This is a genomic window from Methylobacterium sp. CM6247 (assembly GCF_054817925.1).
The window spans coordinates 370,799-397,416 of sequence record NZ_JBTXKX010000003.1 but is presented as its reverse complement, the minus strand read 5'-3'; the positions used below and the strand labels follow the sequence as shown (position 1 = coordinate 397,416).

The window sequence follows — 26,618 nt, the reverse complement described above, 5'->3', positions numbered from 1 at the left end:
TCCAGGCTGGTGGGCGGGAGCGCGACGGAGGCCCGATGAGCGGAAGCGAGGAGGCGGGCGAGGGGATTCGGCCCATCGCCCATGGCGGCGATCTCGATGCCGCCGGGGCGCTGTTCCCGCACGCCGAACAACCCTGGATCGACCTCTCCACCGGGATCAATCCGGTCCCGTATCCTTGTCCGCCGTTGGATGCCAGCACGTTCCGGCGGCTTCCTTCCCGTGCCGACCTCCACGCTCTGCTCGCCGCCGCCGCCCGCGCCTATGGCGTTGTCGATCCGGACCATCTGGTCGCGGCGCCCGGCACGCAGATCCTCATCGAGACGCTGCCTCGACTGAGGCCCCCTTCGCGGGTGGCCGTCATCGGCCCGACCTATGCCGAGCACGAGGCTGCCTGGCTCCGGGGCGGCCACGCAGTGGCGACCGTGACCGATCCGGCGCAGGCCGAGGAGGCGGACGTCGTCGTCGTGGTCAACCCCAACAATCCCGATGGTCGGACCTGGGAGGCCTCCGCCCTCCTCGATCTCGCGGGACGCCTCGTACGGCGCGGCGGGTGGCTCGTCGTGGACGAGGCCTTCATCGATCTCGAAGAGGTCGAATCCGTTGCGCCCCGTGTGGGGCCGGGGCTGATCGTGCTGCGCTCCTTCGGTAAGACCTATGGCCTCGCCGGCATCCGTCTCGGCTTCGCCCTCACCGAATCTTTGCTCGCCCGGCGGATCGCGCAGGCGCTGGGACCCTGGGCGGTGCCGGGGCCGGCGCTCGCCATCGGCCGCACTGCCTTGGCCGATACGGCCTGGCTGCGCGAGGCCGCCCTTGCCCGCCATGCCGATTCATTGCGTCTCGACCGGCTTCTGGCCTGCCGGGGAGGGCGTGTCGTCGGCGGCACCTGCCTGTTCCGCACGGCCGCGTTCGACGATGCGCCGGGCCTGTTCCGACGTCTCGGCGAGGCGGGCATCTATGTCCGCCGGTTCGAGGCCAACCCGCGATGGCTGCGTTTCGGCCTGCCGGCGGACAAGGGCGAATGGTGCCGCCTGTCCCGCGTGCTCAAACCCGCCTGATCAGGCGGGCTTCGACCGCGACCGGTCGCCGATCGACACGAGAAGGCCCGCCCCCGAGAGGAGGGCGCCCACCGCGCAGACACCGGGCCACCCCGCCATGAGGAAGGCCTGCGAGCCGGCGAAGGCGCCCAGCGCACCGAACACGAACATCACCGTGAACAGCACGGTGTTGATCCGGCCCCTGGCGCCCGGGACGAGGGCATAGGCCCGGGTCTGGTTGGCAATGAGCGCGCCGTTGATGCCGATATCGATGAGGAGCACGCCGATGGCGACTGCTACCAGCGAAACCTCTCCTCCCAGCCACAGAACCAGGAACGACGCGAGGACGAGCGCACCACCGGTGACGACCACCGGCCGGGCGCCCTTCCGGTCCGTGTAGCGTCCGGAGAGCGGGGCGACGAAGGCGCCGCAGACCCCGATCACCCCGAACAGGCCGGCGCCGGCAGCGGTGAGATCGAAGGGCGGGGCTTCCACCAGCAGGGCCAGGGTCGCCCAGAACGCGTTGAAACTGGCGAACAACAATCCCTGCGAGAGGCTGGCGTTGCGCAGGATCGGCTGCGTCTTCACCAGATGCAGGATCGACAGCATCAGCGCGCGGTAGCGCAGGGGCTTCGTCTGTTTGACCTTCGGGAGGGTCGTCGCCGCCACGAATGCGATGGCCAGGGCAACGACAGCGGCGGCGAAGAACACCGCGCGCCAGCCGAAATGCGCGCCGACGAAGCCGCTCACCGTCCGGGCGAGGAGAATGCCGGTGAGGAGGCCCGTCATCACCTGCCCGACCATCCGGCCGCGACTCTCATCCGGGGCGAGTTCGGCGGCGAAGGGGACCGCCTGCTGTGCTGCCGAGGAGAGGAATCCGATGAGGAGGCAGGCGACCGTCAGGAAGGCGAGGTTCGTTGCCAGGGCGGCGCCGAGGAGCGCCACGCTCAGGCCGAGCAACTGCGCCATGATGAGGGTCCGCCTCGGCCAGGCATCGCCCAGCGGGACGAGGCCGAGAATGCCGAGGCCGTAGCCCACGAGGCACGCGGTGGGAACGAGGAGGGCGGCGCGCTCGCCGAACTCGCTCACCAGAACTGCGAGGAGAGGCTGGTTGTAGTAGATGTTGGCGACGGCGCCCCCGGCGATCAGGGTCAGGCCGAAGCGCGCCTTGGCGGTGAAGCCGTGGCTGGAAGCGGTCTCGGGTTGCATGGTCAGGCGTGCACCGGAACGGTGCCGCCCGTCGCGCCAAGTCGATGAAAAAGCGATGGATTGTACGTCATTCGGTGGGCGGGTCCGTGAGCGACGGGAGAGCCGTGCCCTCGGTTAGGGGTGGCGGCGCGCGGGGGCAACCCGCGGCCGCGCGAAATGGTCCCAGCCGCGTCGGACGGCCGACGCGGGCCCCGACCTTCCATCGGATGCACCGATCCCCATATACGAATTGTTACCGGACAATGACTTGGTGCGTCGTTCCGGTGGAGTCCCACTTGGCAGGAGCCAAGTCGTTCTGCCACAGTCTCGACTGTCGAGACGAGTCGGTCCCAAGTCCCGCTGACAAGCATCGCGTGTCGACAACGGAGTTTGGAATGCCGAATTACCGCGTCAGTTTCGCAAAGCAAATCCTCGGCGTGCCGTTCACCATCGGATCGGTCGAGATCTCTCGCGCGCGCGATCCGCGTCGTGCTCAGCGTGCGGCGGAACTTCGTTTCGCGCGCCAGCACGGTGTCGAGGATTGGCGCGAGCGGGCGGATCGTGTCGCCATCGAGGCCGCACAAGCCTGACACATGGAATGTCGTCTTGATCCGTCTTTGCATAGTCTCGAGCAGGACGATGCCACAGCCATGGTCTCGATCACAGGTCGGCCTGCGTCTGCGGCATGGTCCCGCCTTCAAGACCCTGGCCCTCGGTCGCCCCACATCATAGACTGACGGCCATGCACGGCTGCGTTCCGCGGGGCCGGCATCACCCTAGCCGGGTGACAGGGATTTTGGGGCAGGCGGCGAGCCATGGCGGCGATTTCGTTTTTCGGCGACCTGCTTCAAACCATCAGCGACCGTGGTCGCGATCTCATCGGCATCGGTCGTGGCGACCTCGCCGCGAGGGCCAACGCGCAGGAACTGATCAAGCTCTGCGAAGACCTGATCTCCAGGCGCGGCGAAGCCTCCGGCGTGGCGCTCGCCCGCCTGATCCTGGAGCGCTATTCGAGCTTGGCAAAGCCCGAGCGTCTCGTCTTTCTCCAGGGCGTCGCCACCGTGTTCGGGGCCGACCATGAAGCGGTGGACGACGCCATCGCCGCCTATCGCCGGGACCCGACCCGCGCCGCGCTCGGCGTCCTGCACGTGGCGGCCGAGCCGCGCAGCCAGGAACTCATCCGCCGCCTCAACCTCGCCCGCAACGGCACCCTCGCTCTGGTGCGGATGCGCGAGGACCTGTTCGCCCTGCGCAAGGAGTTGCGGGGCAGCGAGGCGGATCACGACCTCATCGACGCCGTTGACAGTCTCGACAGCGATTTCGAGCATCTCTTCGCCTCATGGTTCAACCGGGGCTTCTTGGTTCTGCGCCATATCGACTGGACCACGCCGGCCCATATCCTGGAGAAGATCATCCGTTACGAGGCGGTGCACGAGATCGCCGGCTGGGACGAGCTGCGCCGGCGGATCGAGCCGTCGGATAGACGCTGTTTCGCTTTCTTCCATCCGGCCCTGCAGGACGAGCCGCTGATCTTCGTCGAAGTGGCGCTCACCGGCGGCATTGCCCCGGCCATCGCGCCGATCCTGGCGCATGAGCGCGAGCTGCTTCCGACGCGTGCCGCCACCACGGCCATCTTCTACTCGATCTCGAACTGTCAGAAGGGTTTGGCTGGAATCACCTTCGGCAATTTCCTGATCAAGCAGGTGGTTGAGGATCTCGCCCGCGAAATCCCGAGCCTCAAGACCTTCGTGACCCTATCGCCGGTGCCTGGCTTCTCCGCCTGGCTCGACCGCGAGCGCCGCTCGGATTCGCCGCAGGGGCTGACGCGCGACGATATCGAGGCGTTGCGGGCCATCGACGAGCCGGGGTGGCACGCCGACAAGGCCAGGGCCGATGCGGTGAAGAAGGCCCTCATCCCGGCGGCCGCCGCCTATTTCCTGCGGGCCAAGAACGAGCGCGGCAAGCCCCTCGACCCGGTGGCGCGCTTCCATCTCGGCAATGGCGCGCGGCTGGAGCGGCTGAACTTCCTCGGCGACGTTTCGCCCAAGGGGCTGAGCCAGTCGCGCGGGCTGATGGTCAATTACCTCTACGATCTCTCGGCCATCGAGAAGAACCACGAAACCTATGCCAATCTCGGCACGGTGGCGGCATCGAGCACCGTCAGCCGCGAACTGAGGTCCAACCTACCACCGATTCGCGCCGTCGCCCTGGCCGAGGCTTGATTTCGGGGCGTCGTCCGGCCACGGCTGTCGGTTCGATCACGGTTGGACGACGTCATGCGTAACCATCTCTTCGACCTCATCTGGGCGAGCCTGCCCGCCGATCCCGCCTCCCGGACCTTCATCGAGACCGGCGACGGCGCGCGGATCACCTATGCGGACATGCTCGAGCGTTCGGCCGCCTATGCTTCGGCCCTCAAGGCACTCGGGGTGAAGACGGGCGACCGGGTCGCCGTGCAGGTCGAGAAGAGTGCTGAAGTGGTGTTCCTCTATCTCGGCGCGGTTCGGGCGGGCGCCGTCTTCCTGCCGCTCAACACTGCCTACACGGCCCCCGAGATCGCGTATTTCCTCTCGGATGCCGAGGCGTCCCTGTTCGTCTGCGATCCCGCCCGGCTCGCTGCCCTGGAACCCGTCGCCTCCGACGCGAAGGTCTCAGCGCTGCGTACCCTCGACGGGGCGGGACGCGGCACCATGGCGGAGGCGGCGGACGCGGCCGGCACCGACTTCGCGGATGTGGAACGCGGGCCCGACGATCTAGCGGCGATCCTCTACACCTCGGGCACGACCGGGCGCTCGAAGGGCGCCATGCTCAGCCACGACAACCTCGCCTCCAACGCCGTCACCCTGGTGGAGGCCTGGCGCTTCACCGCCGACGATGTGCTGATCCACGCCCTGCCGGTATTCCACACCCACGGCCTGTTCGTGGCTACCAACATCGTGCTGCTGGCTGGGGCCACGGCGATCTTCCTGCCGAAATTCGACCCGAAGCAGGTGCTCGCCTTGATGGGCCGAGCGACCTCGATGATGGGCGTGCCGACTTTCTATACGCGCCTCCTCAAGGAGCCGGGCCTGACCTCCGAGGCGGCGGCGACAATCCGCCTGTTCGTCTCCGGCTCGGCCCCGCTTCTCGCCGAGACGCACCGGGACTGGCAGGCCCGCACCGGCCACGCCATCCTCGAACGCTACGGCATGACCGAGACCAACATGAACACCTCGAACCCCTACGAGGGCGAACGCATCGCCGGCACGGTGGGCCTGCCCCTGCCGGGCGTTTCGCTCAGGGTGGTCGATCCCGAGACGGGACGGGCCTTGCCCGCCGATACGGTGGGGATGATCGAGGTGAAGGGCCCGAACGTGTTCCAGGGCTATTGGCGCATGCCCGAGAAGACGGCCTCCGAGTTCAAGGCGGACGGGTTCTTCATCACCGGCGATCTCGGCAAGGTCGACGAGCGCGGCTACGTCCACATCGTCGGGCGCGGCAAGGATCTCATCATCACCGGTGGCTACAACGTCTATCCGAAGGAAGTCGAGAACGAGATCGATGCGCTTCCGGGCGTGGTCGAATCCGCCGTGATCGGCCTCGCTCATGCGGATTTCGGCGAGGGCGTGACTGCCATCGTCGTCGCCCGCCCGGACGCGCCGGGAGAGCAGGAGATCCTCCGCATCCTCGAAGGGCGCCTCGCTCGGTTCAAATGCCCCAAGCGTGTGCTCTTCGCCGACGAATTGCCGCGCAATGCCATGGGCAAGGTGCAGAAGAACCTGCTGCGCGAAGCGCATGCGGATCTCTACCGCCGCTGAGGGGCAAGACGGCGGAACGCTTTGGCGGGCCGGCGGTTCTCGTCATCGAACGGCCAAGCTCGCGCCGTCTCCGTACCGGTTGCCGTCATGTCTTCGTCTCAGCCTCACCGTCCCGAGCCTACGGAGCCGGGCTCCACCCATTCGATGGTCTGGACTCTGGCGATGGGAGCGGCGCTCGTCGCCCTGTCGCTGGCACCGCGGTCGCGCGGCGCCAGGCGGGAGGCCGAACCGCCCGAGCCGCGCCGCGAAGAAGGTGCCCGTTCACATAGCGGGCGCAGCGCCGAATGGGTGGCGGCGACACAGGTCCATCGCGGTCGTGCCGCAGACAGCCCGACCGAGATCACCCGCGCCGGCTGGAAGGACATCGCCGTCCGCGTCTATCTGGAATTCAACAAGGACAGGGTGCTCGCGGTCGCCGCCGGGGTCACGTTCTTCACCCTGCTGTCGCTGTTCCCGGCCATCGCCGCCCTGGTCTCCTGCTACGGCCTCGTGGCCGATGTCGGCGCCATCAACGAGCACCTCTCCAGCATGCAGGGCGTGCTGCCCTCCAGCGCCATCGACATCATCGGCGAGCAGGTGAAGCGGATCGCCGCCAAGGATAACGGCACGCTGGGACTGACGTTCTTCTCCAGCCTCGTCCTGTCGCTCTGGAGCGCGAACGCCGCCATGAAGGCGATGTTCGATGCCCTGAACGTGGTCTACGAGGAAGACGAGAAGCGCTCCTTCGTGATGCTGAACCTGCGCTCCCTGACCTTCACCGTCGGGGCGCTCCTCTTCACCATCCTCGCGCTCACCAGCATCGTCGTGCTGCCGGTAATCTTCAACTTCTTCGGGTTCGGGCAGGGGGCGAGGCTCATCGCCCTGCTGCGCTGGCCCTTCCTGCTCGTCGTCCTACTCGGCGGCCTCTCGCTGCTCTATCGCTATGGCCCGAGCCGCGAGCGGCCGCGCTGGCGATGGGTCGGCACCGGTGGCGCTGTGGCGGGCATCCTCTGGCTCGCCGCCTCCATCCTGTTCTCGTGGTATGTCGGCAGCTTCGGCAATTACAACGAGACCTACGGTTCGCTCGGCGCCGCCATCGGCTTCATGACCTGGATCTGGATCTCGACGACGATCGTGCTCCTCGGTGCCGAGATCAATGCCGAAATGGAGCATCAGACCGCTCGGGACACGACGACGGGCCCGGAAAAGCCCATGGGCGACCGCGAGGCACGGATGGCGGACACGGTCGGCGCGGCTGCGTGACAGGGTGCGGGACGGCCTCGGGAGTCCTATTTCTCCAGCCTATCCCGAGGAACCGGAGGCCATCATGAGCGAGACCCAGTCAGGCACCGTCCAGCGCAGCGAGGCCGAGTGGCGCGAGATCCTGACGCCGGACCAGTACCGTGTCCTGCGCGAGCACGGCACGGAGCGGGCGGGCACGAGCTGCCTCAATGCCGAGAAGCGTCCCGGCACGTTCCACTGCGCCGGCTGTGATGCCCCGTTATTCGAGAACAGCACGAAATTCGAATCCGGCACCGGTTGGCCGAGCTTCTTCGATCCCATCGACGGCGCGGTGGAGACGACGACCGACCGGAGCCACTGGATGGTGAGGACCGAAGTGCACTGCGCCCGCTGCAAAGGTCATCTCGGCCACGTCTTCGATGATGGCCCGGCGCCGACGGGGCTGCGTTATTGCATGAACGGCATTTCACTGCGTTTCGAGCCGAATGCGTGAGCTCATTGGTATAAAAGGATAAAAATCGGGGCCGGGCTTACGAGAGCGGCCTTGATTTAGTCCCATTTTTTCTTAGTCGAAGGGAAGTGGTCTTCCCCTTTGTGTGCCGTCGGCGGTGCGAGGCGGGAAAACGATCGAATTCGGACGGTTCGTGCCGGCCGGTTTCCACAGGCCGGGCATTCCGTCGCTGCCGAAACAGGGTATGGCTTCGAACGGCGCTGACGTTGCGCCCGTGGCGCGGCGCTCCGGAGGAGTGCTTGCCATGATGAGCCGATCCGGGGGGAGAGAATACATGAGTGTCGTTCGTCGGTTTCTGGTCGCGCCTTCGCTCGTCCGCCTGATCCGCAAGGAGCGCGGCGGTTCGAAGATCACCGAGGGCTATTTCGCTCCCCAGGCCGGTCGCACCTCCTATGTCCGCGTCGATGGTCAGAATTGCCATCTCGTCCTCGTCACCACGGCGCCGGACGGAACGTCGAGCGAGGAGCGGACAGACGTTCCCCGCGCCCACGGCGATGCCCTTCTGGATGTCTGCTCCGGCAAGGCGATCTACGACCGTGCCGTGCTCGCGCTCGGCAACGGCCGCGAGGCGCTCGTCGACCGCTACGCGACACCGGGCGCCCTCGACCTGCTCAGCGTCGTGTTCGACGACCCCGCCCAGGCCGCCGCTTTCGTGCCCCCGGCCTGGTTCGGCGACGACGTCACCGAGAATTCCGCCTATGACCGCCATTCCGTGGCGATCCAGGGTGTGCCGCAAACCGGCGAGGTTCCCCTGAACAACGCCGCCCTCGAAGCGATCCTCGATCTGCTCGAACCGCGCTTCGGCTTCGGCCGCTTCAATGCCCCGCCGCCGAAGGCCGGTGAGGACGAGGCGACCCTTCGGGCGAACCGCCGCGCTGCAGCCCTGGCTGCCAAGGCGGCCGCTCCTGCGGCCATCCCGGTGGAAGAGCCCGCACCGCAACCCGTCGTTGAGGAACGGAGCGAGGAGCGTCGGGAAGAGCCCGCCGCGGCGGAGGAGACCGCGACGGACACTCCGATCCGCACCGATGCCCGCATCGACGACGTCATCGAAAGCCTGTCGCAGGCTCTGGGCGCGTCTCAACCGTCCCGCGCTCCTGCACGCGACGACGATCCGGCCGCCGAATTCGAGCGCTGGACCGTGCGTCCCCGCCGTACTCCGCAGACCTGAACCCTGGGACCGGAGGTGGGTCATGCCCATCTCCGGGCTCCTCGCGAGGAGCCAGCGGCACCGGGCAGATCCGGCAAAGTGGATGACCAACGATTGTATGCAGTAGCGCGACAGAAGCTCGGCGCGTTACAGAAGCAGCCCATCCTCACGGTTTCGGCGAGAAACAAAGATTATCTCTCATAGCCGCGTTGAGGCGAGGGATTAAACTCGCTAGCGTCTCGCCAAGACAGACGAGCGTGCGCCCAACGAGGCGCCTGTGAGGGAACATGGTTCAGACCACCGTCCATGCCGGAGGCAGCGCGCCGGCAGCACCGACACCTCACGAACCTTGGTACAAGGTCCTCTACATCCAGGTGCTGATCGCCATCGCGCTCGGCATCCTGCTGGGATATCTGCACCCCGAATGGGGCAAGTCCGTCAAGTGGTTGGGCGACGCCTTCATCGCCCTGATCAAGATGATGATCGCGCCGATCATCTTTTGTACCATCGTCCACGGCATCGCCTCTATCGGCGACCTGAAGAAGGTAGGCCGCGTAGGCTTGAAGGCGCTGGTCTATTTCGAGGTGGTCTCGACCATTGCGCTCCTCATCGGCGTGCTCGTGGGTGAGGTGGTGAAGCCAGGCGCCGGTTTCAATGCCGATGTGAGCAAGCTCGACGGTAAATCGGTTGAGAAATACGCCAAGATCGCCGCCGACGATTCCGTCACCGGCCACATCATGGCTCTGATCCCGAAGAGCTTCTTCGACGCTTTCGCCACGGGTGACCTGCTCCAGGTCCTTCTCATCTCGATCCTCACCGGCGTCGTGGTGACCGGCATGGGCAAGCGCGGCGAGGCGATCACGCACGCCATCGACACGGCCGGCCAGATCTTCTTCCGCATCATCGGCCTCGTGGTGAAGCTCGCGCCCATCGGTGCCTTCGGCGCCATGGCCTTCACCATCGGCCAGTACGGCATCGGCAAGGTGATCGATCTCGCCTGGCTCGTCGGCACCTTCTACGTCACCGCCTTTCTGTTCGTGGTTCTGGTTCTGGGCGGCATCGCCCGGGTGGCCGGCTTCTCGATCTTCAAGTTCCTGGCCTACATCAAGGACGAACTCCTCATCGTGCTCGGCACCTCGTCCTCCGAGACGGTGCTGCCGCACATGATGACGAAGATGCGCCGCCTGGGCGCCTCGGATTCCGTCGTGGGCCTGGTGATCCCCACCGGCTACTCGTTCAACCTCGACGGCACCAACATCTATATGACGCTGGCGTCGCTGTTCCTGGCTCAGGCCGTGGGTGCGGACCTGTCGTTCGGCCAGTACGCCACCATCATCCTGGTCGCGATGCTGACCTCGAAGGGAGCCTCCGGCGTCACGGGCGCCGGCTTCATCACTCTTGCGGCCACGCTCAGCGCCATCCCGAACAATCCGGTGCCGGTTGCTGCCATGACCCTGATCCTGGGTGTCGACAAGTTCATGTCGGAGTGCCGGGCCATCACCAACCTGATCGGCAACGGCGTCGCCACGGTGGTGGTCAGCCGCTGGGAGGGTGAACTCGATCAGGAGAAGCTGAACCAAGTCATGGCGCATCCCTTCTCCATCGGCACCGACATTTCCGACCACGCGCCGAACATGGACCAGGAGCCTGCTCCCCGTCCGGCGGTCGCCGCGCAATAGGGCGAGGACATGGACCCGGCGCATCTCCGCATCGGGATCGACCTCGGCGGCACCAAGATCGCCGGCATCGTTCTCGATGCCGGCGGAGCCGTTCGCGCCGAGAGCCGGATCCCGACCCCGAGGGACGATTACGAAGCGACCCTCGACGCGATCGTGTCGCTCGTCCTGCGGATGGAGCGCGAGGCAGGCGGCATCGGCAGTGTCGGCATTGGTATGCCTGGCGCGGTCTCGCCACGCAGCGGCCTCGTGAAGAACGCCAACTCGGTCTGGCTGAACGGCAGGCCCTTCGTCATCGATCTCGAGGCGCGGCTTGGCCGGCCGGTCCGAGCGGAGAACGATGCCAATTGCCTCGCGGTCTCCGAGGCGGTGGATGGCGCGGGTGCCGGGGCGCGGGTCGTCTGGGCGATCATCCTAGGGACCGGCGTCGGTTCCGGCATCGCCATCGATGGTGTGGCCCTGTCGGGCGCCAACCGCATCGCGGGCGAATGGGGGCACAATCCACTCCCCGCGCCTCGCGACGACGAACGGCCCGGTCCCGCCTGCTATTGCGGTCGGAAGGGCTGTATCGAGACGTGGCTCTCCGGGCCGGGGTTCGCCGCCGACCATGGCAGGCGGACCGGAGCGGCCGCCCCGATGGGCGAATCCGTCATTGCCGCCGCGCGGGCGGGCGATGCAGCCGCATGCGAAAGCGTCGCTCGCTATCGGGAAAGGCTCGCCCGCGCGATGGCCGGCGTGATCAACGTCCTCGACCCCGATGTGGTGGTTCTCGGTGGTGGGCTGTCGACCGTGCCGGAACTGACCGCCGACCTGACCGGACTGATCCGTCCGCATGTCTTCTCGGGAGAATGCGAGACGCCGATCCGGGTGAGCCGCCACGGCGACGCTTCCGGCGTGCGGGGTGCAGCCTGGTTATGGGGCCTCCACGCCTGAACCTCTCCCCATCGTTCCCCGCAGCCGGTATGGACGGGGCATCGCATAACGACGTGAGCGTATTCCCATGACGAGTCTGGCTTCCCTCGATCCCGCCGCCCGCGACGCACTTCACGCAGAGGCCCGCGACGCCTACGAGGCCTTCAAGGCCCGTGGCCTGAAGCTCGACATGACCCGCGGCAAGCCGTCGCCCGAGCAGCTCGACCTGTCCAGCGCGATGATGTCCCTTCCGGGGAACGGCGACCACTTCGCCGAGGCCGGCGACGATGCGCGTAATTACGGCGGCCTCCAAGGCCTGCCAGAGGCGCGCGCCCTGTTCGCGCCGATGGTGCAGGCGCCGGCCGGCCAGATCGTCATCGGTGACAATTCCAGCCTCGCGCTCATGCACGATTGCATCGCCTGGGCTCTGCTGAAGGGCGTGCCCGGCTCGGAGAAGCCCTGGTCGAAGGAAGAGGAGCCGGTCTTCCTTTGTCCCGTCCCGGGCTATGACCGCCACTTCGCCATCTGCGAGGCCCTGGGCATCCGCATGCTGCCCGTCCCCATGACCGGCGAAGGGCCGGACATGGACGTGGTCGAGAAGCTTGCCGCCGATCCCGCGGTCAAGGGCATGTGGTGCGTGCCGAAATACGCCAATCCGAGCGGCGAGACCTATTCCGACGAGACAGTCCGGCGCCTCGCTTCCATGAAGACCGGCGCTCCCGACTTCCGCCTTTTCTGGGACAACGCGTACACGGTCCATCACCTCACCGCGACGCGCCACCCCCTCGCCGACATCCTCACCCTCTGCGAGGAAGCCGGCCATCCCGACCGGCCCTTCATCTTCGCCTCGACCTCCAAGATCACCCTGGCGGGAGCAGGCATCGCCGTGTTCGCCTCCTCGCCGGAAAACGTGCGCTGGTTCCTCGGCCGCTCGTTCTTCCGCACTATCGGGCCGGACAAGCTCAACCAGCTGCGCCACGTTCGCTTCCTCAAGGACATGGCCGGCATCGAGGGGCATATGGAGAAGCAGCGTGCGCTCATCGCGCCGAAGTTTGAGGCCGTTCTCGACGCGCTGGAGGCCCGGCTCGGCGGGACCGGCGCAGCCACCTGGACGAAGCCCGAAGGCGGCTACTTTATCACCGTCGATACGGTGGACGGCGCGGCGCAGCGGACCGTTGCCCTCGCCAAGGAAGCCGGCATCGCCCTGACGCCCGCCGGTGCGACCTCGCCCTATGGACGCGACCCGCATGACCGCACCCTGCGCCTCGCCCCTACCTTCCCTTCACTCTCGGACGTGAAGGCGGCGGCGGAGGGGATCGCGCTCTGCATCCTCCTCGCCGGACTGGAGACACAGCAGGCGGCCTGACCAAGCCGGCCGCCATCGTTCCCCTCGGCGAGAGGGGGGGGCGATGGCGGCCGACGATGAGGCACAGGGTGTGGACGGATCCTTATCGCTCTCTTTGCCCGTGATGGGGACGGAGGGCGGACCCGGCATCGCTCGATAAGCGACCGGCGCGTGATCGGCTGGCCGGCATGTGAGCGTGAAGCGCGATAGGCGAGACCAAGTACGGCGTCGCCCCCGGAGGCGACGGTGATGCGGCCGAACCTAGTCGTTCAGCGGAATCCGCCGACGCGACGATCCCGCTTACGCTCGGCGGCCGGTTGATACGCGATCTGAGCGTGGTGAGTGCAATAGGGCAGGCCGGTGATCGAGCGGTCGCCGCAATAGTGGAAATCCGGCGAGGTCGGATCGCCCAGCGGCCAGCGGCACATGGATTCGCGTAGATCCATGATCGTCACGCGCTTGGACACGGCCAGCGGCGTGGCCTGAGGCATGACCAAGGCGGTTGTCTCGGGAAATGCCAAGCTCGGCGTGGCGACGGGATCGGCCACGGGCGCGAATTCCACGACCGTGTCGGCCTCGGTCTCGGGTGCCCGTGCCGCGGGCTTCTTCCGGCCATTACCAGGCGAATCCGCTGCCTTCACGCGGCCCGAAAGGCCGAGCCTGTGGACCTTGCCGATGACCGCATTGCGGGTGACTCCGCCGAGCTGGGCCGCGATCTGGCTCGCGCTCAGGCCCTCGTCCCAGAGACGCCGCAGTAGCTCGACACGCTCGTCCGTCCAGCCAGCACCGGTATCCGTCATCGCCCCCTCCGACATCCGCTCGATTCCCCCGACCGGCACCGAACGAACCCTGCGAAAACCCGCATGGCCTGTCCGTCCAATACCATACAGATGGTGGTCGCCCAGGGCACCCTTACGACGACGATCGGAACCGTACAGGACGCTTCGATGCCGATGCAAGGCCGCCTGAAAGCCGGGACGGACTTTCCACCGGCAAACCGTCGGGGGCGTCTCGGCTGTATTCTGAAGGGGCGGCGGCGATGCGGCTCCACCATGAGTGCGACGGCATAATCCTCCTCCGCATCCGACCGCATCGCCCGCCGGCCCAGCTTTCCCTTGACCTGACGCGGGATCGGGCGAGAAGCGCGTGTTTCACCAAGAGCCGAGAAGTGAAGGACAGGTCATGGTCGCGCCCGATCCGACCGAGGGACGCCGCTCCGGCGAGGTGCCGACACGCCTCGAAACACGCGGCCTGCGTGTCGATTTCGGTCGCAAGCTCGCCCTCGACGACGTCTCCCTCGCCGTTCGCGTGGGCGAGATCATCGCCCTTCTGGGTGATTCCGGCTGCGGCAAGAGCACCCTGCTACGTGCGGTGGCGGGGCTTGAACAGCCAAGCGGCGGCCTCGTCCTTCTCGATGGGCAGATCATGGGCCCGAGGGTGCCGCCGGAGGAGCGGGGCGTCGGATTGATGTTCCAGGACTACGCCCTGTTCCCCCACCTCACCGTCATGCAGAACGTTCGCTTCGGCCTTCACCGGCTGCGCGCCGATGAGGCCGATGCCGTGGCGAGGGCGCGGCTGGAACAGGTCGGCCTCGCCGACCGGGCCGCGAGTTATCCCGGTGACCTGTCCGGCGGCGAGAGCCAGCGCGTGGCGCTCGCCCGCGCCTTGGCGCCGGGGCCACGCGTGCTGCTCCTCGACGAGCCCTTCTCCAATCTCGACCGGCGTAACCGCGATCGGGTACGGGCCGACACGATCTCGGTGCTGCGCGCCACGGGCGCGACGGCGCTCCTGGTGACGCACGACCCGGAGGAGGCCTTGCTGGTGAGTGACCGGATCGTCCTGATGCGGAGCGGACGCATCGTCCAGATCGGCACCGGTGCGGATCTCTACCGGCGTCCCGTCTCGCATTTCGCCGCGAGCTTCTTCGGTGATCTCATCGCTTTCCCCACGCGCTGCATCGACGGCGCGGCAACGACGCCGCTCGGCAAGTTTCCGGCGCCGGGAATCGCCAGCGGCGCAAGGGTGGCCGCCTGCGTCAGGCCCGAGGCGATTCTGCTATCCGGCGCGGAAACCGGTCATCCGGCGCGGGTCATCCGCCGGCGCTTCCTCGGACCCGTCGCGGAATTGACCCTGGCGGCGGAGGGGTTCTCCGACACGTTCCGCCTCACCGTCGCGGAAGAGACATCGGCGGGGGAGGGCGATTGCGTCGGCCTGAAGCTCGCGAACGGCGCGGGGTTGGTTTTTCCGCTCGAGACGGATTAATTCCGCTTGGTTGCTCGTGCTTGGCAATATCCAGAAGTATAGTTTTTAACGATAATAAACTGAAGACATAAGTCTTGCTTTTCTCGTGAAGATGCGGCCCAGAACCGTTCGCCACGGGAAGAGGAATGGACGTCATGGTCGGTTGGGTCTCGAAATGTCTGGTCGGCGGCGCGACGGCTTTCGCCTGGATCTCCGGAGCGACGGCCGCCGAGGTCAACATCTACACCACGCGCGAGCCCGGCCTGATCAAGCCCTTGCTCGATGCCTACACGGCCAAGAGCGGCGTCACCGTCAACACCGTTTTCGTCGAGAAGGGCCTCGCTGAGCGTGTGGCCTCCGAGGGCGAGCGGTCTAAGGCAGACGTGCTCATGACCGTCGATATCGGCAATCTCATCGAACTCGTGGATCGCGGCTTGGCGCAGCCGGTTCGTACGGAGACCCTGGAAGCCGCCGTCCCGGCCCCCCTGCGCGATGCCGGTGGTCTCTGGTACGCCCTCTCCATGCGCGCCCGTGTCGCCTATGCCGACAAGGACCTCGCGGAGAAGGCCCTGACCTACGAGGATCTCGCCGACCCGAAATGGAAGGGCAAGCTCTGCCTGCGCGCGGGCCAGCACCCTTACAACACGGCGCTCATCGCCCATTACATCGTCAAGCACGGGCCGGATAAGGCGAAGGAATGGCTGACCGGCGTGAAGGCCAACCTCGCGCGCAAGCCGGCCGGTGGCGACCGTGACGTAGCCCGCGATATCCTGGCCGGAACCTGCACCGTCGGTCTCGGCAACTCGTACTATGTCGGGCTGATGCGCTCGGGCAAGGGTGGCCCGGACCAGCAGAAATGGGGCGACGGGATCAAGGTCGTGCTGCCGGTCTTCACGAGCGGTGGCACCCACGTGAACGTCTCCGGCGCCGTCGTCGCGAAAGGCGCGCCGAACCGCGACGAAGCGGTCAAGCTTCTCGAATACCTCGTCTCGGACGAGGGCCAGGGCCTCTATGCGAAGGCCAATTTCGAGTATCCGGTGAAGGTCGGCGCGCCGATCGACCCCCAGCTCACCGCGCTGGGCCCGCTGACCATCGATACCGTGCCCCTGGCCGAGATCGCCCGTAACCGGAAGGCCGCGAGCCTGCTGGTGGATACGGTCGGCTTCGACAACTGAAGCCCAGGCCGATGCGGGTGGCTGCCGAACTGGCCGGATCGGAGGCCGCGCTCGGCACGGACGTCGTTCCGCGCCCCGCGTCGCGCCTGCGCGCCGGGCCTCTCGCCTGGGCGGCGGGAGCGCTGGCGCTCGCCGCCCTGATCCTGAGCCCGGTCGTATCCCTGGCGCTGACGGCGGCGGGGGGATCGAGCGAGGTCTGGCCGCATCTTCTGGCGCATGTCCTGCCGCAAGCGACGCTCACCACGGCGTTCCTCCTCGGCGGCGTCGGGCTCCTCGTCGTCATGCTCGGGGTCGGCTCCGCCTGGCTTGTCTCAGCCTACGAGTTCCGGGGCCGACGCCTCCTGGAAATCGGGTTGCTGCTGCCCTTGGCGGTGCCGACCTACATCGTTGCCTTCGCCTATCTCGATCTGCTTCATCCGATAGGCCCGGTCCAGACCGCGCTTCGCGATGCTCTCGGCGTCGCGCGGCCGAAGGATCTGCTGCTGCCCGAGATCAGGTCCCTGCCGGGCTGCATCCTGCTTCTCGGCTTCGTGCTCTATCCATACGTCTACCTGCCGACGCGGGCGCTGTTCCTGATGCAGGCAGGCACGCTCATCGAGGCGGCGCGCATTCTCGGACGGTCGCCGATGGCGGTCTTCTTCCACGTCGCCTTGCCGCTGGCGCGCCCCGCCATCGCCCTCGGCACCAGCCTCGCCCTGATGGAGACGCTCAACGATATCGGCGCTGCCGAATTTCTCGGCGTAAGGACGCTCACGGTTCAGGTCTACGCCACCTGGATCAACCGCTCCGACCTGCCCGGCGCGGCGCAGATCGCCCTGGTCATGCTGGCGATGGTGCTCCTGCTGCTGGCGGCCGAACGCTGGGGCCGGCGCGGGCGCGGCTATTCCGGCACGGCACAGCGCCAGCGCGGCATGGCCCGCCATCGCCTGTCCGGCACGTCGGTCCTGGCCGCCTTGTGTCTCGGCACTCTTCCCATCGCCATCGGTTTCCTGATTCCGGCGGCCTATCTCGTCCATTCCGCCATCGCCCGCGTGACCCGGCTGGGATTTCCCCGGGGAGTCATCGCCGAGGCGGGAAACACCCTCCTTTATGCCGGCCTCGCCACCCTGCTGGCGGCGATATGCGGCTTCCTCGTCGCCGCCGGCCCGCGCCTCGTCGCGCGACGTTTCGGGCAGGGGCTGATCCGCATCGCCGCCCTCGGCTACGCGCTTCCCGGCGCGATCCTGGCGATCGGGCTCCTCGGCCCGCTGGCTCTCGCCGATGCATACCTGTCCCGTGTCACGACGGCGCTCTTCGGCGTCGCTCCGGCCATCATCGGAGTCGGTGCGGGTGGCGCCCTCGTCGTCGCCTATCTCGTGCGCTTCCTCGCGGTCGGTGTCGGCGCCTGCGAGGCCGGCCTGTCGAAAGTGCCGGTCTCCCTCGGGGAAGCCGGGCGCATGCTCGGCCGGGGGGCTGTCGGCACGCTGATGCGCGTCCACCTGCCGATGACGTGGCCGGCTTTGCTGAGCGGAGCGCTCCTCGTTTTCGTCGACTGCGTCAAGGAACTGCCCGCGACCCTGCTCCTGCGCCCCCTCAACGTCGAGACCCTCGCGACCCATCTCTACGGGGAGGCGGTGCGCGGTACTTACGAGGACGGCGCGGTGGCGGCCCTCCTCATCGTCGTCGTCGGCCTGATCCCGGTGGCTTTGCTCCTCCGCTTCGGCTCGCCGGAGCGGACCCCGAGGGGCGGTTGAGGTTCGGGATCGAGGCCGTTCGCCGGGCTTCCGAACCTTATCGTATGCCGGCTCGGCATGGTCGCTGCCGACCAACGCGACAGAGGCCCTTGACGGGCGCGTGGGCCTCGCCCTAGAAGGCCCTCGGTCCGGGTGCGTAGCTCAGCGGGAGAGCATTCGCTTCACACGCGAAGGGTCACAGGTTCGATCCCTGTCGCGCCCACCATTCCCCTCAAGCCGCAGCGATAGCCGGCACGAGGGTCTCGACCGCATCCACCAAGTCATCGAAATGCTGGATCACCCGCGTGGGGCCGAGTTGCTCTACCGGCAGGTCGGTATAGCCGAACGGCACTGCGATCACCGGAATGCCGGCAGCCTTCGCGGCATCGATATCGGCGCGGGAATCACCCACCATCACCGCGCGCGAGACGTCGCCCTTCGCCTGCTCCACCGTGAGGGTGATATGGGCCGGATTGGGCTTGTAGACCGGGAACGTGTCGCGGCCGCAGATGGCGGCGAAGCGGCCGGCGACACCGAGCTCCTCAAGCAGTTGCTTGGCATGGGCCTCGACCTTGTTGGTGCAGACCGCCAGCAGGAAGCCGCGGGCGCTCAGCATCTCGAGCGCCGTCTCGACGCCGGGGAACAGGTAGGAATGCTCGCTGAGATGGCGGCCGTAATGGTCGAGGAAATCGACGAAGAGGGTCTGCAGCCTTGTGTCGTCGAGCGTTTCCCCCGCCGCCTCGAAGCCACGCTGGATCAGCGCCTTCGCGCCGGCGCCGATCATGTCGCGGGCTTGATCCAGGGGCAGTGTCGGCAGGCCTTCGCGGGTGAGGATCGCGTTGAGGGTGCCGACGAGGTCGCCCGCGGTCTCGGCAAGGGTTCCGTCGAGGTCGAACACGACGATTGGCGGCAGGCTTGGCATGGTGGCTCGCTGGGTTCTGTGGGTCGGTAAAGGGCGCGATGGTGAAGAACCGGTTTGCGCGGCGGTCCCCGCCCGATAAAGCGGCATGGCCCATTGGGAAAAGCCGGTTAGGGGACAAGGACTTACGCGATCGACCCGGATCCGGTATCCGATTCCACCCTCTAGAATCGTGACGTGGTGCGATCAAGGCATTCGCGAGCGGGTCACGGTTGCGCCGCAAGGCCGCTATAGGGGAGCGGCCGTGAGATTCCCTTGTCTTCATCCAGACACGAAGGCGACCATGCGTTCGACCCTGCCGACCGATCCCGCGTTCACACTCATGGTTCCGGCCGCTTCCGCGCGTTCGCGGGGACGGCGCTGGAGCAATTTTGGATGCCGGGTAGCGATTACCCTCAGCGTTCTCGCCGGCACCGTTGGCGCCGCGTCCGCCGCCTCCTTCGAGTTCGTGCCCGCGCCGCAGATCGACCTCAACAGGGTCTATCGCGTGGACAAGGTCACCGGCGAGGTCACGTCCTGTCAGTACGGTCTGCGCGAGGGTGCGGTGGGCAGCGTCGGCCTCACCGTGTGCTACGGTTCAGGGGAGGGCGCCAGCGCCCAGGCCCCGTCCGAATATGGCCTCGTCGCCTCCCGCCACACCCGGGAGGCCGGGGTGTTCCGCGTCAACTACCGCACGGGTGAGATGAGCATCTGCTACGTCCAGCTCCAGAAGGAAGCGGTGGTGTGCACGGCCCAGGCGAACCCGGCCACCAGCGGTCCCGAAGAGGCCGTGGCCACGGGGCAGGCGCCCGGCCGAGCGGGGCCGAGTGCCACGCCGCCCCAGAACACCCGGCCCTGACGACAATCGCTGCGTGTTCTCGGCAAGTGCCGCGTTCGGCAAGTGCTACGTTGGACGCCGTTGCCAGCCGTGCTAGGGCCACGGGACTTTCAGCGGCCCAGCCCGTAGCCCGAGAGCCCATCCATGCATCTGGTCCCCGCCCTCCCGACGAACCGGTCTCCCTCGTGAGCGGACCCGATCTGCGTCGTGCCGCCGCCGCCCGCGCCCTCGACCTCGTCGAAGATGGGATGCGACTCGGCATCGGTACCGGCAGCACCGCCAACGTGTTCGTGGAGCTTCTCGGCGCCAGGGTGCGCGAGGGACTCAAGGTGACGGGTGTGCCGACCTCGGAGGCGACGCGAATCGCCGCCGAGCGCGTCGGCATTCCCCTCGCCACCCTCGAAGACCTGCCCGAACTCGACCTCACCATCGATGGCGCTGATGAGATCGATGCCGCGATGCGTCTGGTGAAGGGCGGCGGCGGCGCACTCCTACGCGAAAAGATCGTGGCTTTCGCGAGCCGCCGTATGGTGGTGATCGCCGACGCGGCGAAATCCGTGACCACCCTCGGAGCGTTTCCGCTGCCGGTGGAGGTCAATTCGTTCGGCCTCGGCGCGACCCGCATCGCCGTGGGAAGGGCCATCGAGAGTGCTGGCTCCGCGGGCGATCTCGTGTTGCGCTCCGGACCCGGCGGCTCGCCCTTCGTGACAGATGGCGGCCATCTCATCCTCGATGCCCATCTGAAGGTCATCGCCGATCCCGAACGCCTGTCCGCCGCGCTCTGGGCGGTGCCCGGCGTGGTCGAGCACGGTCTGTTCATCGGGCTCGCCACGGGCGCTATCCTGGCGGAGGCCCGTGACGGGCAGGCGCATGTCACCTGTCTCGGCGCGGTCTGACGCGCTTCCCCATCCGCTTGATTTCTCGACACGTCTTTCCGGAGCGCTCGCATGTCCCGCCGCCCCCTCTTTTTCGTCCTGACCGCCTCGGTCCTCGCCGGAATCCTCTCCGTCTCGGCTCCGACCGCCGGCCTGGCTCAGGCGCAGAAGCCTGCCGCGCCGGCCAAGCCCGGGGCCAAGCCCGCCGCACCTGCGCCCGCCACGCCCGCGGCCCAGCAGCCGACCTACACGCCGAACCATCTGGCCCTGGCCCGCGAAGTCACCCTCAGCTCCGGCATCGCCCGGTCGTTCGACTCAATTCTTCCGGCCTTTGGCCAGCAGATCAAACAGGCGGCCATCACCCGCCCGGACCTGACCAAGGATCTCGATGAGGTTCTCACCTCCCTGGCGCCCGAGATGGAACTGCAAAAGCAGATGATGATCGAGACGGCGGCCAAGATCTACGCGAGCCGCCTGTCCGAGGCGGAGCTCACCGAGATCGTCGCCTTCTTCCATTCGGCGGCGGGCAAGCGCTACGTCGAGACCCAGCCGCAGGTGCTCGACGAGATCGTCCAGGCCATGCAGAACTGGACCCAGGGTGTGTCCGAATACATGATGGTCCGTGTGCGTGCCGAGATGGGCAAGCGCGGCCACGAACTCCAGTAACCTTCCAGTCCGCCCGTCTCCAATGATCTCTTTCCCGCCCCGATCGGAGACGGTCGCGCGCCTGCGTGCCACCGGTGCCATCACACTCGCCATCCTTCCGGTGGCCATGGCGCTGGCCAATCGGTCGAGCCCGACCGTCGTCGGCCTCTCCGCCTCGTTCTTCCTCATCGCCGGGCTGATCGAGGATGCGCGCGGTACGGTGCGGTTCGTGGCGAGGCCGCTCGCCACGCCGATCGGTCTCGCAGTCCTCGGCTTCGTCGTCTGGTCGCTGGCGAGCGTCTCCTGGAGCCCGGTGGAGGATCTGTCCTGGCGCAACATGCAGGAATTCCTGCCGACCGTCGTGGGGGCCTATCTCCTCGCGCGCCTCGCGCCCGGAAACATGCCGGCCTTCACGCCCCGGCTCGCCGCCTGGTCCATCGCGATCGCCGGGCTCTACATCGTCGTGGCCCTGGCCAACCACCTTCCCCTCCATCGGGCGATGGGCTCACGGGTGGCGCTGTTCGTCTTCAATCGCCCAGCCCTGACGATCGCGCCCGTAATGGGGCCCCTGGCTTATCTTCTCTACCGGCGCGGGCATGGGATCGCGGCGCTTTTGGTGATCGTGATCAGTACCGGGGCCATCCTGCGATCGATCAGCGGCGCCGCCGCCATGGGTCTCGCAGCCGGTGCCATCACGGCCCTCATCGCCGTCCTGACCCCTCGCCGGGTCGGGCTCGCCATCGTGGGCGCTGCCCTGGCTCTCGCCCTCGTCCTCTCGCCGATCGAGGGGGATATTCTTCAGAAAGTCATGCCCGATGCCATCCACGAGCGTCTGGTCCAGAGCAGTTCGCGCGCACGGGTCGCCATCGCTCGCAGCTTCGGCGCGGCCGTAGCCCTCGATCCCTGGCAAGGCGCCGGGTTCGGGACCTCGGCGCGATTCATCGATACGCCCGTTGCCGCACGGATCGAGCCCGGCCTGCGCCCGATGCTGGCGGTGGGCCATCCGCACAACATCTTCCTGCAGATCTGGGCTGAGCTCGGTATCGTCGGCGCAACCCTGGCCGGGGCGATCCTGATGATGATGGTGGCGCTCATCGGACGCCTGCCGCGCGGGGAAAGCGTCATCGCCCTCGGCCTCGTGGGGTCATGCACGGCCGTCGCCTTCGTGGAGCACGGGGCCTGGCAGGGCTGGTGGATCGCGGCTGTCGGTGCCGCCGTCGCCTGGACGCGCGAGGCTGGCAAGGAGCCGGCATGAAACCCGGCCCGTCCTGGCCGCTTCAGGCGGCCTCGGCCTCGACGCGGTTACGGCCGGAGGATTTGGCGCGGTAGAGCGCGAGGTCCGCCCGCTTCAGCATATCGGCCGGTCCCGAATCATCGGCATGGCGGCACGCTACCCCGATGGAGACGGTGACGTGGATGTCCCGCGTTTCCCGCTGGATCAGGAACGGCACCGCTTCGATGCGTTCGCGGATGCGCTCGGCGATGTGATGGGCGGCGTCCGGCTCCGCATCGGGCAGGATGATGACCACCTCTTCGCCGCCATAGCGGGCGACGATATCGATCTCGCGGGTATGCAGGCGGATGCGGTTGGCAAAGGAGCGGAGCACCTCGTCACCGGCATCGTGACCATAGGTGTCGTTGATCGTTTTGAACCGGTCGATATCGAGCATCAGCATCGAGACGGCGCGGTGACGCGGGGCGGCATCGGCGAACAGCACCGCGAGATGGCTATCGAGGTAGCGCCGGTTGTGGAGCCCGGTGAGGCCATCCGTGACGGCCATCTCCATGGATGCCTGCACGGCGCCGCGCAGGGTTTCCGAAAAGCGGCTGCGACGCAGCTGGGTGCGTACGCGGGCGACGAGTTCGTTCCGGTCGACCGGGCGCAGCAGATAATCGTGCACGCCGAATTCGAGGCCGCGGATGACCCGCGCCCTTTCGTTCTCCTCGGCGATCATCATCACCGGCATGTTGCGGATGCGGTCGAGGGACAGGATCTGGCTGCAGAGGCGCAGGCCGTCGAACCCCTGAAGGTCGAGGCTCACGAGAGCCAGCTCGAAATCGCCTTCGATGGCCAGGACCAGGGCGTCGTGCGGATCGGCGACCACGGTGACCCGATGGTGCTGGCTGAGGGCCGCCGATAGCCGCTCGGCCGAGCTCGCCCGATCCTCGACCAGCAGGATCGAGGCATTCTGGCCGTCCTCGGCGGTGGCGAGGGCGAGGGGGTCGCCCATGCCGAATTCCCGGGAGGCGAGCGCCCTTTGGCGCAGCTCGTCGGTGACCGCCTTGAGGCGGACGAGGTTGCGTACCCGCGCGAACAGGGCAGTGTCGTCGATGGGCTTCGTCAGGAAATCGTCGGCCCCCGCATCGAGGCCGCGCAACCTGTCAGCCGGCTGGTCGAGGGCCGTCACCATCACGACCGGAAGGTGGGCGGTGGTCGGACTGCTCTTGAGGCGGCGGCAGACCTCGAACCCGTCCATGCCCGGCATCATCACGTCGAGCAGGACGAGATCGCACAGGCCCTTCTCACAGATCGAGATCGCATCCGGCCCGTTCATGGCCGCCAGAACGTCGAAATACTCGAGCGACAGCTTGGTCTCGAGCAGCTTCACATTCGGAAAGAGATCATCGACGATCAGGATGCGGGCCGACATCGTTCCTCGCTCAAGTTAACGGGCTCGACGGGACGACCCTGTCGACGGTGTGCTCCTCAACGGGCTCCGTCGCCGAGGTAGAGGCGGACGGTGGCAAGAAACTTGGCAACCGAGATCGGCTTCGACAGATAGGCTTCGCAGCCCCCCTCGCGGATGCGCTCCTCATCGCCCTTCATGGCGAAGGCCGTGATGGCGATGACGGGGATATGCTTGAGGTCGTCGTCTTCCTTCAACCATTTCGTGACTTCGAGGCCGGAAACCTCGGGAAGCTGGATGTCCATCAGAATCAGGTCGGGACGGTGGGCGCGGGCGAGTTCGATCGCCTCGATCCCGTTGGCCGTCTTGAGAGTCGCGTAGCCATGCCCTTCCAACAGATCGTTGAAGAGCTTCATGTTCAGCTCGTTGTCCTCGACGATGAGCACTGTTTTCGGCATGGCTCATTGTTCCCGGCAGGCTGGCGGCGCATTTTGGAAGGACCGGCGTCCCGCTCGATGAGAACCTAAGGGATACATGTTGACGAAACGCAAATCCGACCGCCCCGATCAATCCGCGGAGCAGGTCGCCATCTCGGTGCTCGGATGGATCGCGGAGGACGGCGACAGGCTCTTGCCGTTCATGGCCTCCTCCGGCCTGACACCCGATACGTTGCGTGAGAGTGCTGCCGATCCCGCCTTTCTCTCGGCGGTCCTGGACCATGTCATGGGCGACGAAGCCGTGCTGATCGCCTGTGCCACTGCACTCGATATGAAACCGGAGCGCATTGCCGACGCGTGGCGCCGTCTCGGCCCCCCCGATCCCGATGCCGATTTCGGCTGACGCCTCGGTCTCACGGCCGACAACGTAAGGCTGCGCGCCGCTCCTCCCGTATGGGGGCGACACGAAACGAGTGGTCTCGAGCCTAGGCCCGCCCGCCTCGACGAGGCGGCGGGGCGCCAGGCGTCAGGGCTTGCACTCGGCCTCGGTCTTGGCCTCGGCCTTGTGCAGGTCGAGACGGCTGAGGTCGCCCGCGATGGTGAAATCACCGTAGTTGAGGCTGAGTCCGCCGCTCACACCATTCTCGTAGAGGAGAAAGGAGAGGACGTAGACCGGGGTGCGCTCGCCCTGTCCGGCGGTGAAGTAGCTGAGGGTCACAGGCCAGCGCCGCATCCCCGCCATCTCGCCCTCCCGCAGGGGCTTGTCGCGGTCGGCCGCGCCATTCTTGGCGGACTCTTCGGTGGTGACCGGCTTGCCGATCACCGCGAGGGTGTCGAAGATCTTGCGCCCGTCGTCCGACCCGTCGAACACCTTGGCTGATATCGTCGTCTCGCCGGCCTGTGCCGCTTCGATCATGCGGCGCATGTGGAAGGTCGGAAACAATACGGGGCCGGTCTCGGTGTATTGGTCGCGCTTGGGCTCCTTGAGCTTGACCTTCAGCGCCTCGGCGCCGCTTTCGGCCGTCCCATCCACCGCCGTGGATGCGCTGCCGTTGAGCACCGTGTTGGTCTTGAAGCGGAAATGATGGCCGTCACCGCCCTCGAAGGTGGTGTTGCGCAGATCGGAAAGACGCTTGCCGGTCTCGCCGCTGTCGAGCTCCGTCACCTGCCGGGTCTGCATCGTGTAGCCCTTGCAGGCATCGCCGCTGAACTCGAGGACGATGCGACCCCGCGCACTCTCCACCGCACGCGCGCCCCGGCTCTCGGCCAGCGACAGGTCGTAGACCGCGCGGTGGCCGGCCAGTCGCATCGGCGCGGCCTCGGCGATGGCCGTGAAGGCGGCAAATGCGCCGAACGCGATGGCGAGGGTGGAACTTGGCAACCGCATGAGGTCTCCCGATGGACGCGCCGGTCGAAGGGAACGGCGAGCCGATGCGTCGACACAGATAGGGGGTCGATGCCGGAGCGGCAACGGCGGCGTATTCTCGTGCGGTGGGGCGGGCCTCGAAGGCGGCCGGGCATCGGCCTCACCCACCGAGAAGCGCCACACCTGATTCCTCGCCGGTTCGGTTCTCGCGGAAGCGTCCTTGCCGGATGAAGCGCAGGGAGGCCGCGATCGCAGCCCGGTTCAGGATCAGCAGGTCATGGGTGGAATGGATCGTCAGATGGTCGGTCATGCCGGCCACGCGGGTTCGCGCCACGCTGACACGGCCGTCATTGGGGCGAGGCAGGATCAGGAAGGATTCGATCAGCCAGATCGAGCGGTCCGCCGCGATGATCCCGAGGGGAAAATCGACCTCGCCGAGGAGCGCGACGAGGTCCTGGTCGCGAAAGGTGGTGAGCTGCACCCCCGCCGGGCCGAAGAACAGGCGGTAGGGTAGCATCCGGTGGAGGAAATCGGCGACTTCGCTGCCGCCATTCGGCGTTCCCAGCATCACCACGCGGCCGAGATTGGCCGGGCGATGCCGGTTGATGAGCCCGCGCGCGACGAGACCGCCCATGGAATGGGTGACGAAATGCACCCGCGCGACCCCGGCGGCGAAACCCGCCACCTGTGGCGCCACCTCGGCGACGATGCTGGCGAGGTCTGCCTTCCGCCCCGGATAATTCAAGTTGAGGGTGTGGAATCCCTCGGCCCTGAAGGCGCGCTCCATCCGCCCGAGGGAGGCCGAGCGGCGCGCGATGCCATGAAGCAGTACGACGCCTTCCTGGGCGCGGGCTTCCCCTGGCCGATCGTCCGGGCCAAGGAAGGTGAGCGGCAAAGCCGTCATCGGGTGACTCCCCGCAGCGCATCGCCCGATCATCGGGCTGCCGAAGGGGTAGAGCCCGCCACGGCCATG

25 protein-coding genes and 1 tRNA gene are annotated in these 26,618 nt (G+C 67.2%); 19 read left to right on the top strand and 7 right to left on the bottom strand.

All coding sequences use genetic code 11. The features are described 5' to 3' along the window. The first annotated feature begins 35 nt into the window (after window positions 1-35). Window positions 36-1,055: a threonine-phosphate decarboxylase CobD gene (gene cobD / locus ACYQOP_RS02705; protein ID WP_461221039.1), complete on the top strand. Its 1,020-nt coding sequence runs from the start codon at window positions 36-38 to the stop codon at window positions 1,053-1,055. Here cobD and ACYQOP_RS02700 read toward each other — a convergent pair whose 3' ends face one another. After that, the gene (locus ACYQOP_RS02700) at window positions 1,056-2,243 is read right to left on the bottom strand and encodes an MFS transporter (RefSeq protein ID WP_461221037.1); all 1,188 of its coding nucleotides are present in this window, start codon (window positions 2,241-2,243) and stop codon (window positions 1,056-1,058) included. Window positions 2,244-2,617: 374 nt separating this feature from the next. Between ACYQOP_RS02700 and ACYQOP_RS02695 the strand changes: the two genes are divergently transcribed. The 9 genes from ACYQOP_RS02695 to ACYQOP_RS02655 all read left to right on the top strand — a co-directional run bounded on the left by ACYQOP_RS02695 (window position 2,618) and on the right by ACYQOP_RS02655 (window position 12,852). Continuing rightward, on the top strand, window positions 2,618-2,812 hold the full coding sequence (locus ACYQOP_RS02695; protein WP_056431926.1) for a hypothetical protein: 195 nt from the start codon (window positions 2,618-2,620) through the stop codon (window positions 2,810-2,812). Window positions 2,813-3,037: 225 nt separating this feature from the next. Continuing rightward, window positions 3,038-4,444, top strand: a complete 1,407-nt coding sequence (locus tag ACYQOP_RS02690; protein ID WP_056431929.1) for a malonyl-CoA decarboxylase — start codon at window positions 3,038-3,040, stop codon at window positions 4,442-4,444. A 54-nt stretch (window positions 4,445-4,498) separates the two neighbouring features. After that, window positions 4,499-6,019, top strand: a complete 1,521-nt coding sequence (locus ACYQOP_RS02685) for a malonate--CoA ligase (protein ID WP_461221035.1) — start codon at window positions 4,499-4,501, stop codon at window positions 6,017-6,019. Window positions 6,020-6,181: 162 nt separating this feature from the next. Further along, entirely contained in the window at window positions 6,182-7,261 is a 1,080-nt protein-coding gene (locus ACYQOP_RS02680) for a YihY/virulence factor BrkB family protein (RefSeq protein WP_082469895.1), read from the top strand. A 64-nt stretch (window positions 7,262-7,325) separates the two neighbouring features. Beyond that, window positions 7,326-7,733 (top strand): peptide-methionine (R)-S-oxide reductase MsrB, encoded by a 408-nt coding sequence (gene msrB, locus ACYQOP_RS02675; RefSeq protein WP_056431934.1) that lies wholly within the window; start codon window positions 7,326-7,328, stop codon window positions 7,731-7,733. Window positions 7,734-8,025: 292 nt separating this feature from the next. Next, window positions 8,026-8,919: a CYTH domain-containing protein gene (locus ACYQOP_RS02670; RefSeq protein WP_311274210.1), complete on the top strand. Its 894-nt coding sequence runs from the start codon at window positions 8,026-8,028 to the stop codon at window positions 8,917-8,919. 266 nt (window positions 8,920-9,185) lie between these two features. After that, complete coding sequence (locus tag ACYQOP_RS02665) at window positions 9,186-10,577, top strand: dicarboxylate/amino acid:cation symporter (protein WP_056431940.1); 1,392 nt, start codon at window positions 9,186-9,188, stop codon at window positions 10,575-10,577. 9 nt (window positions 10,578-10,586) lie between these two features. Then, window positions 10,587-11,507: an ROK family protein gene (locus ACYQOP_RS02660; protein ID WP_461221034.1), complete on the top strand. Its 921-nt coding sequence runs from the start codon at window positions 10,587-10,589 to the stop codon at window positions 11,505-11,507. A gap of 67 nt (window positions 11,508-11,574) precedes the next feature. After that, on the top strand, window positions 11,575-12,852 hold the full coding sequence (locus ACYQOP_RS02655) for a PLP-dependent aminotransferase family protein (RefSeq protein WP_461221033.1): 1,278 nt from the start codon (window positions 11,575-11,577) through the stop codon (window positions 12,850-12,852). Window positions 12,853-13,100: 248 nt separating this feature from the next. Here the strand turns inward: ACYQOP_RS02655 and ACYQOP_RS02650 are convergent, their stop codons facing one another. Continuing rightward, complete coding sequence (locus ACYQOP_RS02650; protein ID WP_246747706.1) at window positions 13,101-13,631, bottom strand: GcrA family cell cycle regulator; 531 nt, start codon at window positions 13,629-13,631, stop codon at window positions 13,101-13,103. Between the two features lie 382 nt (window positions 13,632-14,013). On the opposite strand from ACYQOP_RS02650, the gene ACYQOP_RS02645 reads away from it, so the two are divergent. From ACYQOP_RS02645 to ACYQOP_RS02630, 4 genes are all read left to right on the top strand, one after another. Further along, window positions 14,014-15,093 carry an ABC transporter ATP-binding protein gene (locus tag ACYQOP_RS02645; protein ID WP_461221032.1) on the top strand — a complete coding sequence of 360 codons (1,080 nt, stop codon included), beginning with the start codon at window positions 14,014-14,016 and terminating at the stop codon, window positions 15,091-15,093. Between the two features lie 125 nt (window positions 15,094-15,218). After that, a complete protein-coding gene (locus ACYQOP_RS02640; protein ID WP_207410196.1) occupies window positions 15,219-16,247 on the top strand; it encodes an extracellular solute-binding protein in 1,029 nt (342 codons plus the stop codon). A gap of 11 nt (window positions 16,248-16,258) precedes the next feature. Further along, the gene (locus ACYQOP_RS02635; RefSeq protein ID WP_461221030.1) at window positions 16,259-17,980 is read left to right on the top strand and encodes an ABC transporter permease; all 1,722 of its coding nucleotides are present in this window, start codon (window positions 16,259-16,261) and stop codon (window positions 17,978-17,980) included. A gap of 130 nt (window positions 17,981-18,110) precedes the next feature. Then, window positions 18,111-18,185 (top strand) — tRNA-Val (locus ACYQOP_RS02630). A gap of 6 nt (window positions 18,186-18,191) precedes the next feature. On the opposite strand, the gene gph is transcribed toward ACYQOP_RS02630, so the two are convergent. Further along, window positions 18,192-18,881 carry a phosphoglycolate phosphatase gene (gene gph, locus ACYQOP_RS02625; protein ID WP_207410205.1) on the bottom strand — a complete coding sequence of 230 codons (690 nt, stop codon included), beginning with the start codon at window positions 18,879-18,881 and terminating at the stop codon, window positions 18,192-18,194. A 280-nt stretch (window positions 18,882-19,161) separates the two neighbouring features. On the opposite strand from gph, the gene ACYQOP_RS02620 reads away from it, so the two are divergent. The 4 genes from ACYQOP_RS02620 (at window position 19,162) to ACYQOP_RS02605 (ending at window position 22,470) form a co-directional block, all read left to right on the top strand. After that, entirely contained in the window at window positions 19,162-19,716 is a 555-nt protein-coding gene (locus ACYQOP_RS02620; RefSeq protein WP_244477879.1) for a hypothetical protein, read from the top strand. A gap of 164 nt (window positions 19,717-19,880) precedes the next feature. Further along, window positions 19,881-20,591 carry a ribose-5-phosphate isomerase RpiA gene (rpiA, locus tag ACYQOP_RS02615; protein WP_461221029.1) on the top strand — a complete coding sequence of 237 codons (711 nt, stop codon included), beginning with the start codon at window positions 19,881-19,883 and terminating at the stop codon, window positions 20,589-20,591. Between the two features lie 51 nt (window positions 20,592-20,642). Then, window positions 20,643-21,236 carry a DUF2059 domain-containing protein gene (locus tag ACYQOP_RS02610; protein ID WP_207410209.1) on the top strand — a complete coding sequence of 198 codons (594 nt, stop codon included), beginning with the start codon at window positions 20,643-20,645 and terminating at the stop codon, window positions 21,234-21,236. A gap of 22 nt (window positions 21,237-21,258) precedes the next feature. Then, window positions 21,259-22,470 (top strand): O-antigen ligase family protein, encoded by a 1,212-nt coding sequence (locus ACYQOP_RS02605; protein WP_461221028.1) that lies wholly within the window; start codon window positions 21,259-21,261, stop codon window positions 22,468-22,470. A 22-nt stretch (window positions 22,471-22,492) separates the two neighbouring features. On the opposite strand, the gene ACYQOP_RS02600 is transcribed toward ACYQOP_RS02605, so the two are convergent. Both ACYQOP_RS02600 and ACYQOP_RS02595 read right to left on the bottom strand, forming a co-directional pair. Continuing rightward, window positions 22,493-23,866 carry a PleD family two-component system response regulator gene (locus ACYQOP_RS02600; protein WP_207410213.1) on the bottom strand — a complete coding sequence of 458 codons (1,374 nt, stop codon included), beginning with the start codon at window positions 23,864-23,866 and terminating at the stop codon, window positions 22,493-22,495. Window positions 23,867-23,922: 56 nt separating this feature from the next. Then, on the bottom strand, window positions 23,923-24,300 hold the full coding sequence (locus ACYQOP_RS02595) for a response regulator (RefSeq protein ID WP_018045229.1): 378 nt from the start codon (window positions 24,298-24,300) through the stop codon (window positions 23,923-23,925). 76 nt (window positions 24,301-24,376) lie between these two features. Between ACYQOP_RS02595 and ACYQOP_RS02590 the strand changes: the two genes are divergently transcribed. Continuing rightward, window positions 24,377-24,682, top strand: a complete 306-nt coding sequence (locus tag ACYQOP_RS02590) for a DUF3572 domain-containing protein (RefSeq protein WP_056431966.1) — start codon at window positions 24,377-24,379, stop codon at window positions 24,680-24,682. A 123-nt stretch (window positions 24,683-24,805) separates the two neighbouring features. Here the strand turns inward: ACYQOP_RS02590 and ACYQOP_RS02585 are convergent, their stop codons facing one another. Continuing rightward, window positions 24,806-25,666 (bottom strand): cell envelope integrity EipB family protein, encoded by an 861-nt coding sequence (locus tag ACYQOP_RS02585; protein WP_461221026.1) that lies wholly within the window; start codon window positions 25,664-25,666, stop codon window positions 24,806-24,808. Window positions 25,667-25,805: 139 nt separating this feature from the next. Then, window positions 25,806-26,549 carry an alpha/beta hydrolase gene (locus ACYQOP_RS02580; protein ID WP_461221025.1) on the bottom strand — a complete coding sequence of 248 codons (744 nt, stop codon included), beginning with the start codon at window positions 26,547-26,549 and terminating at the stop codon, window positions 25,806-25,808. Between the last annotated feature and the right edge of the window lie 69 nt (window positions 26,550-26,618).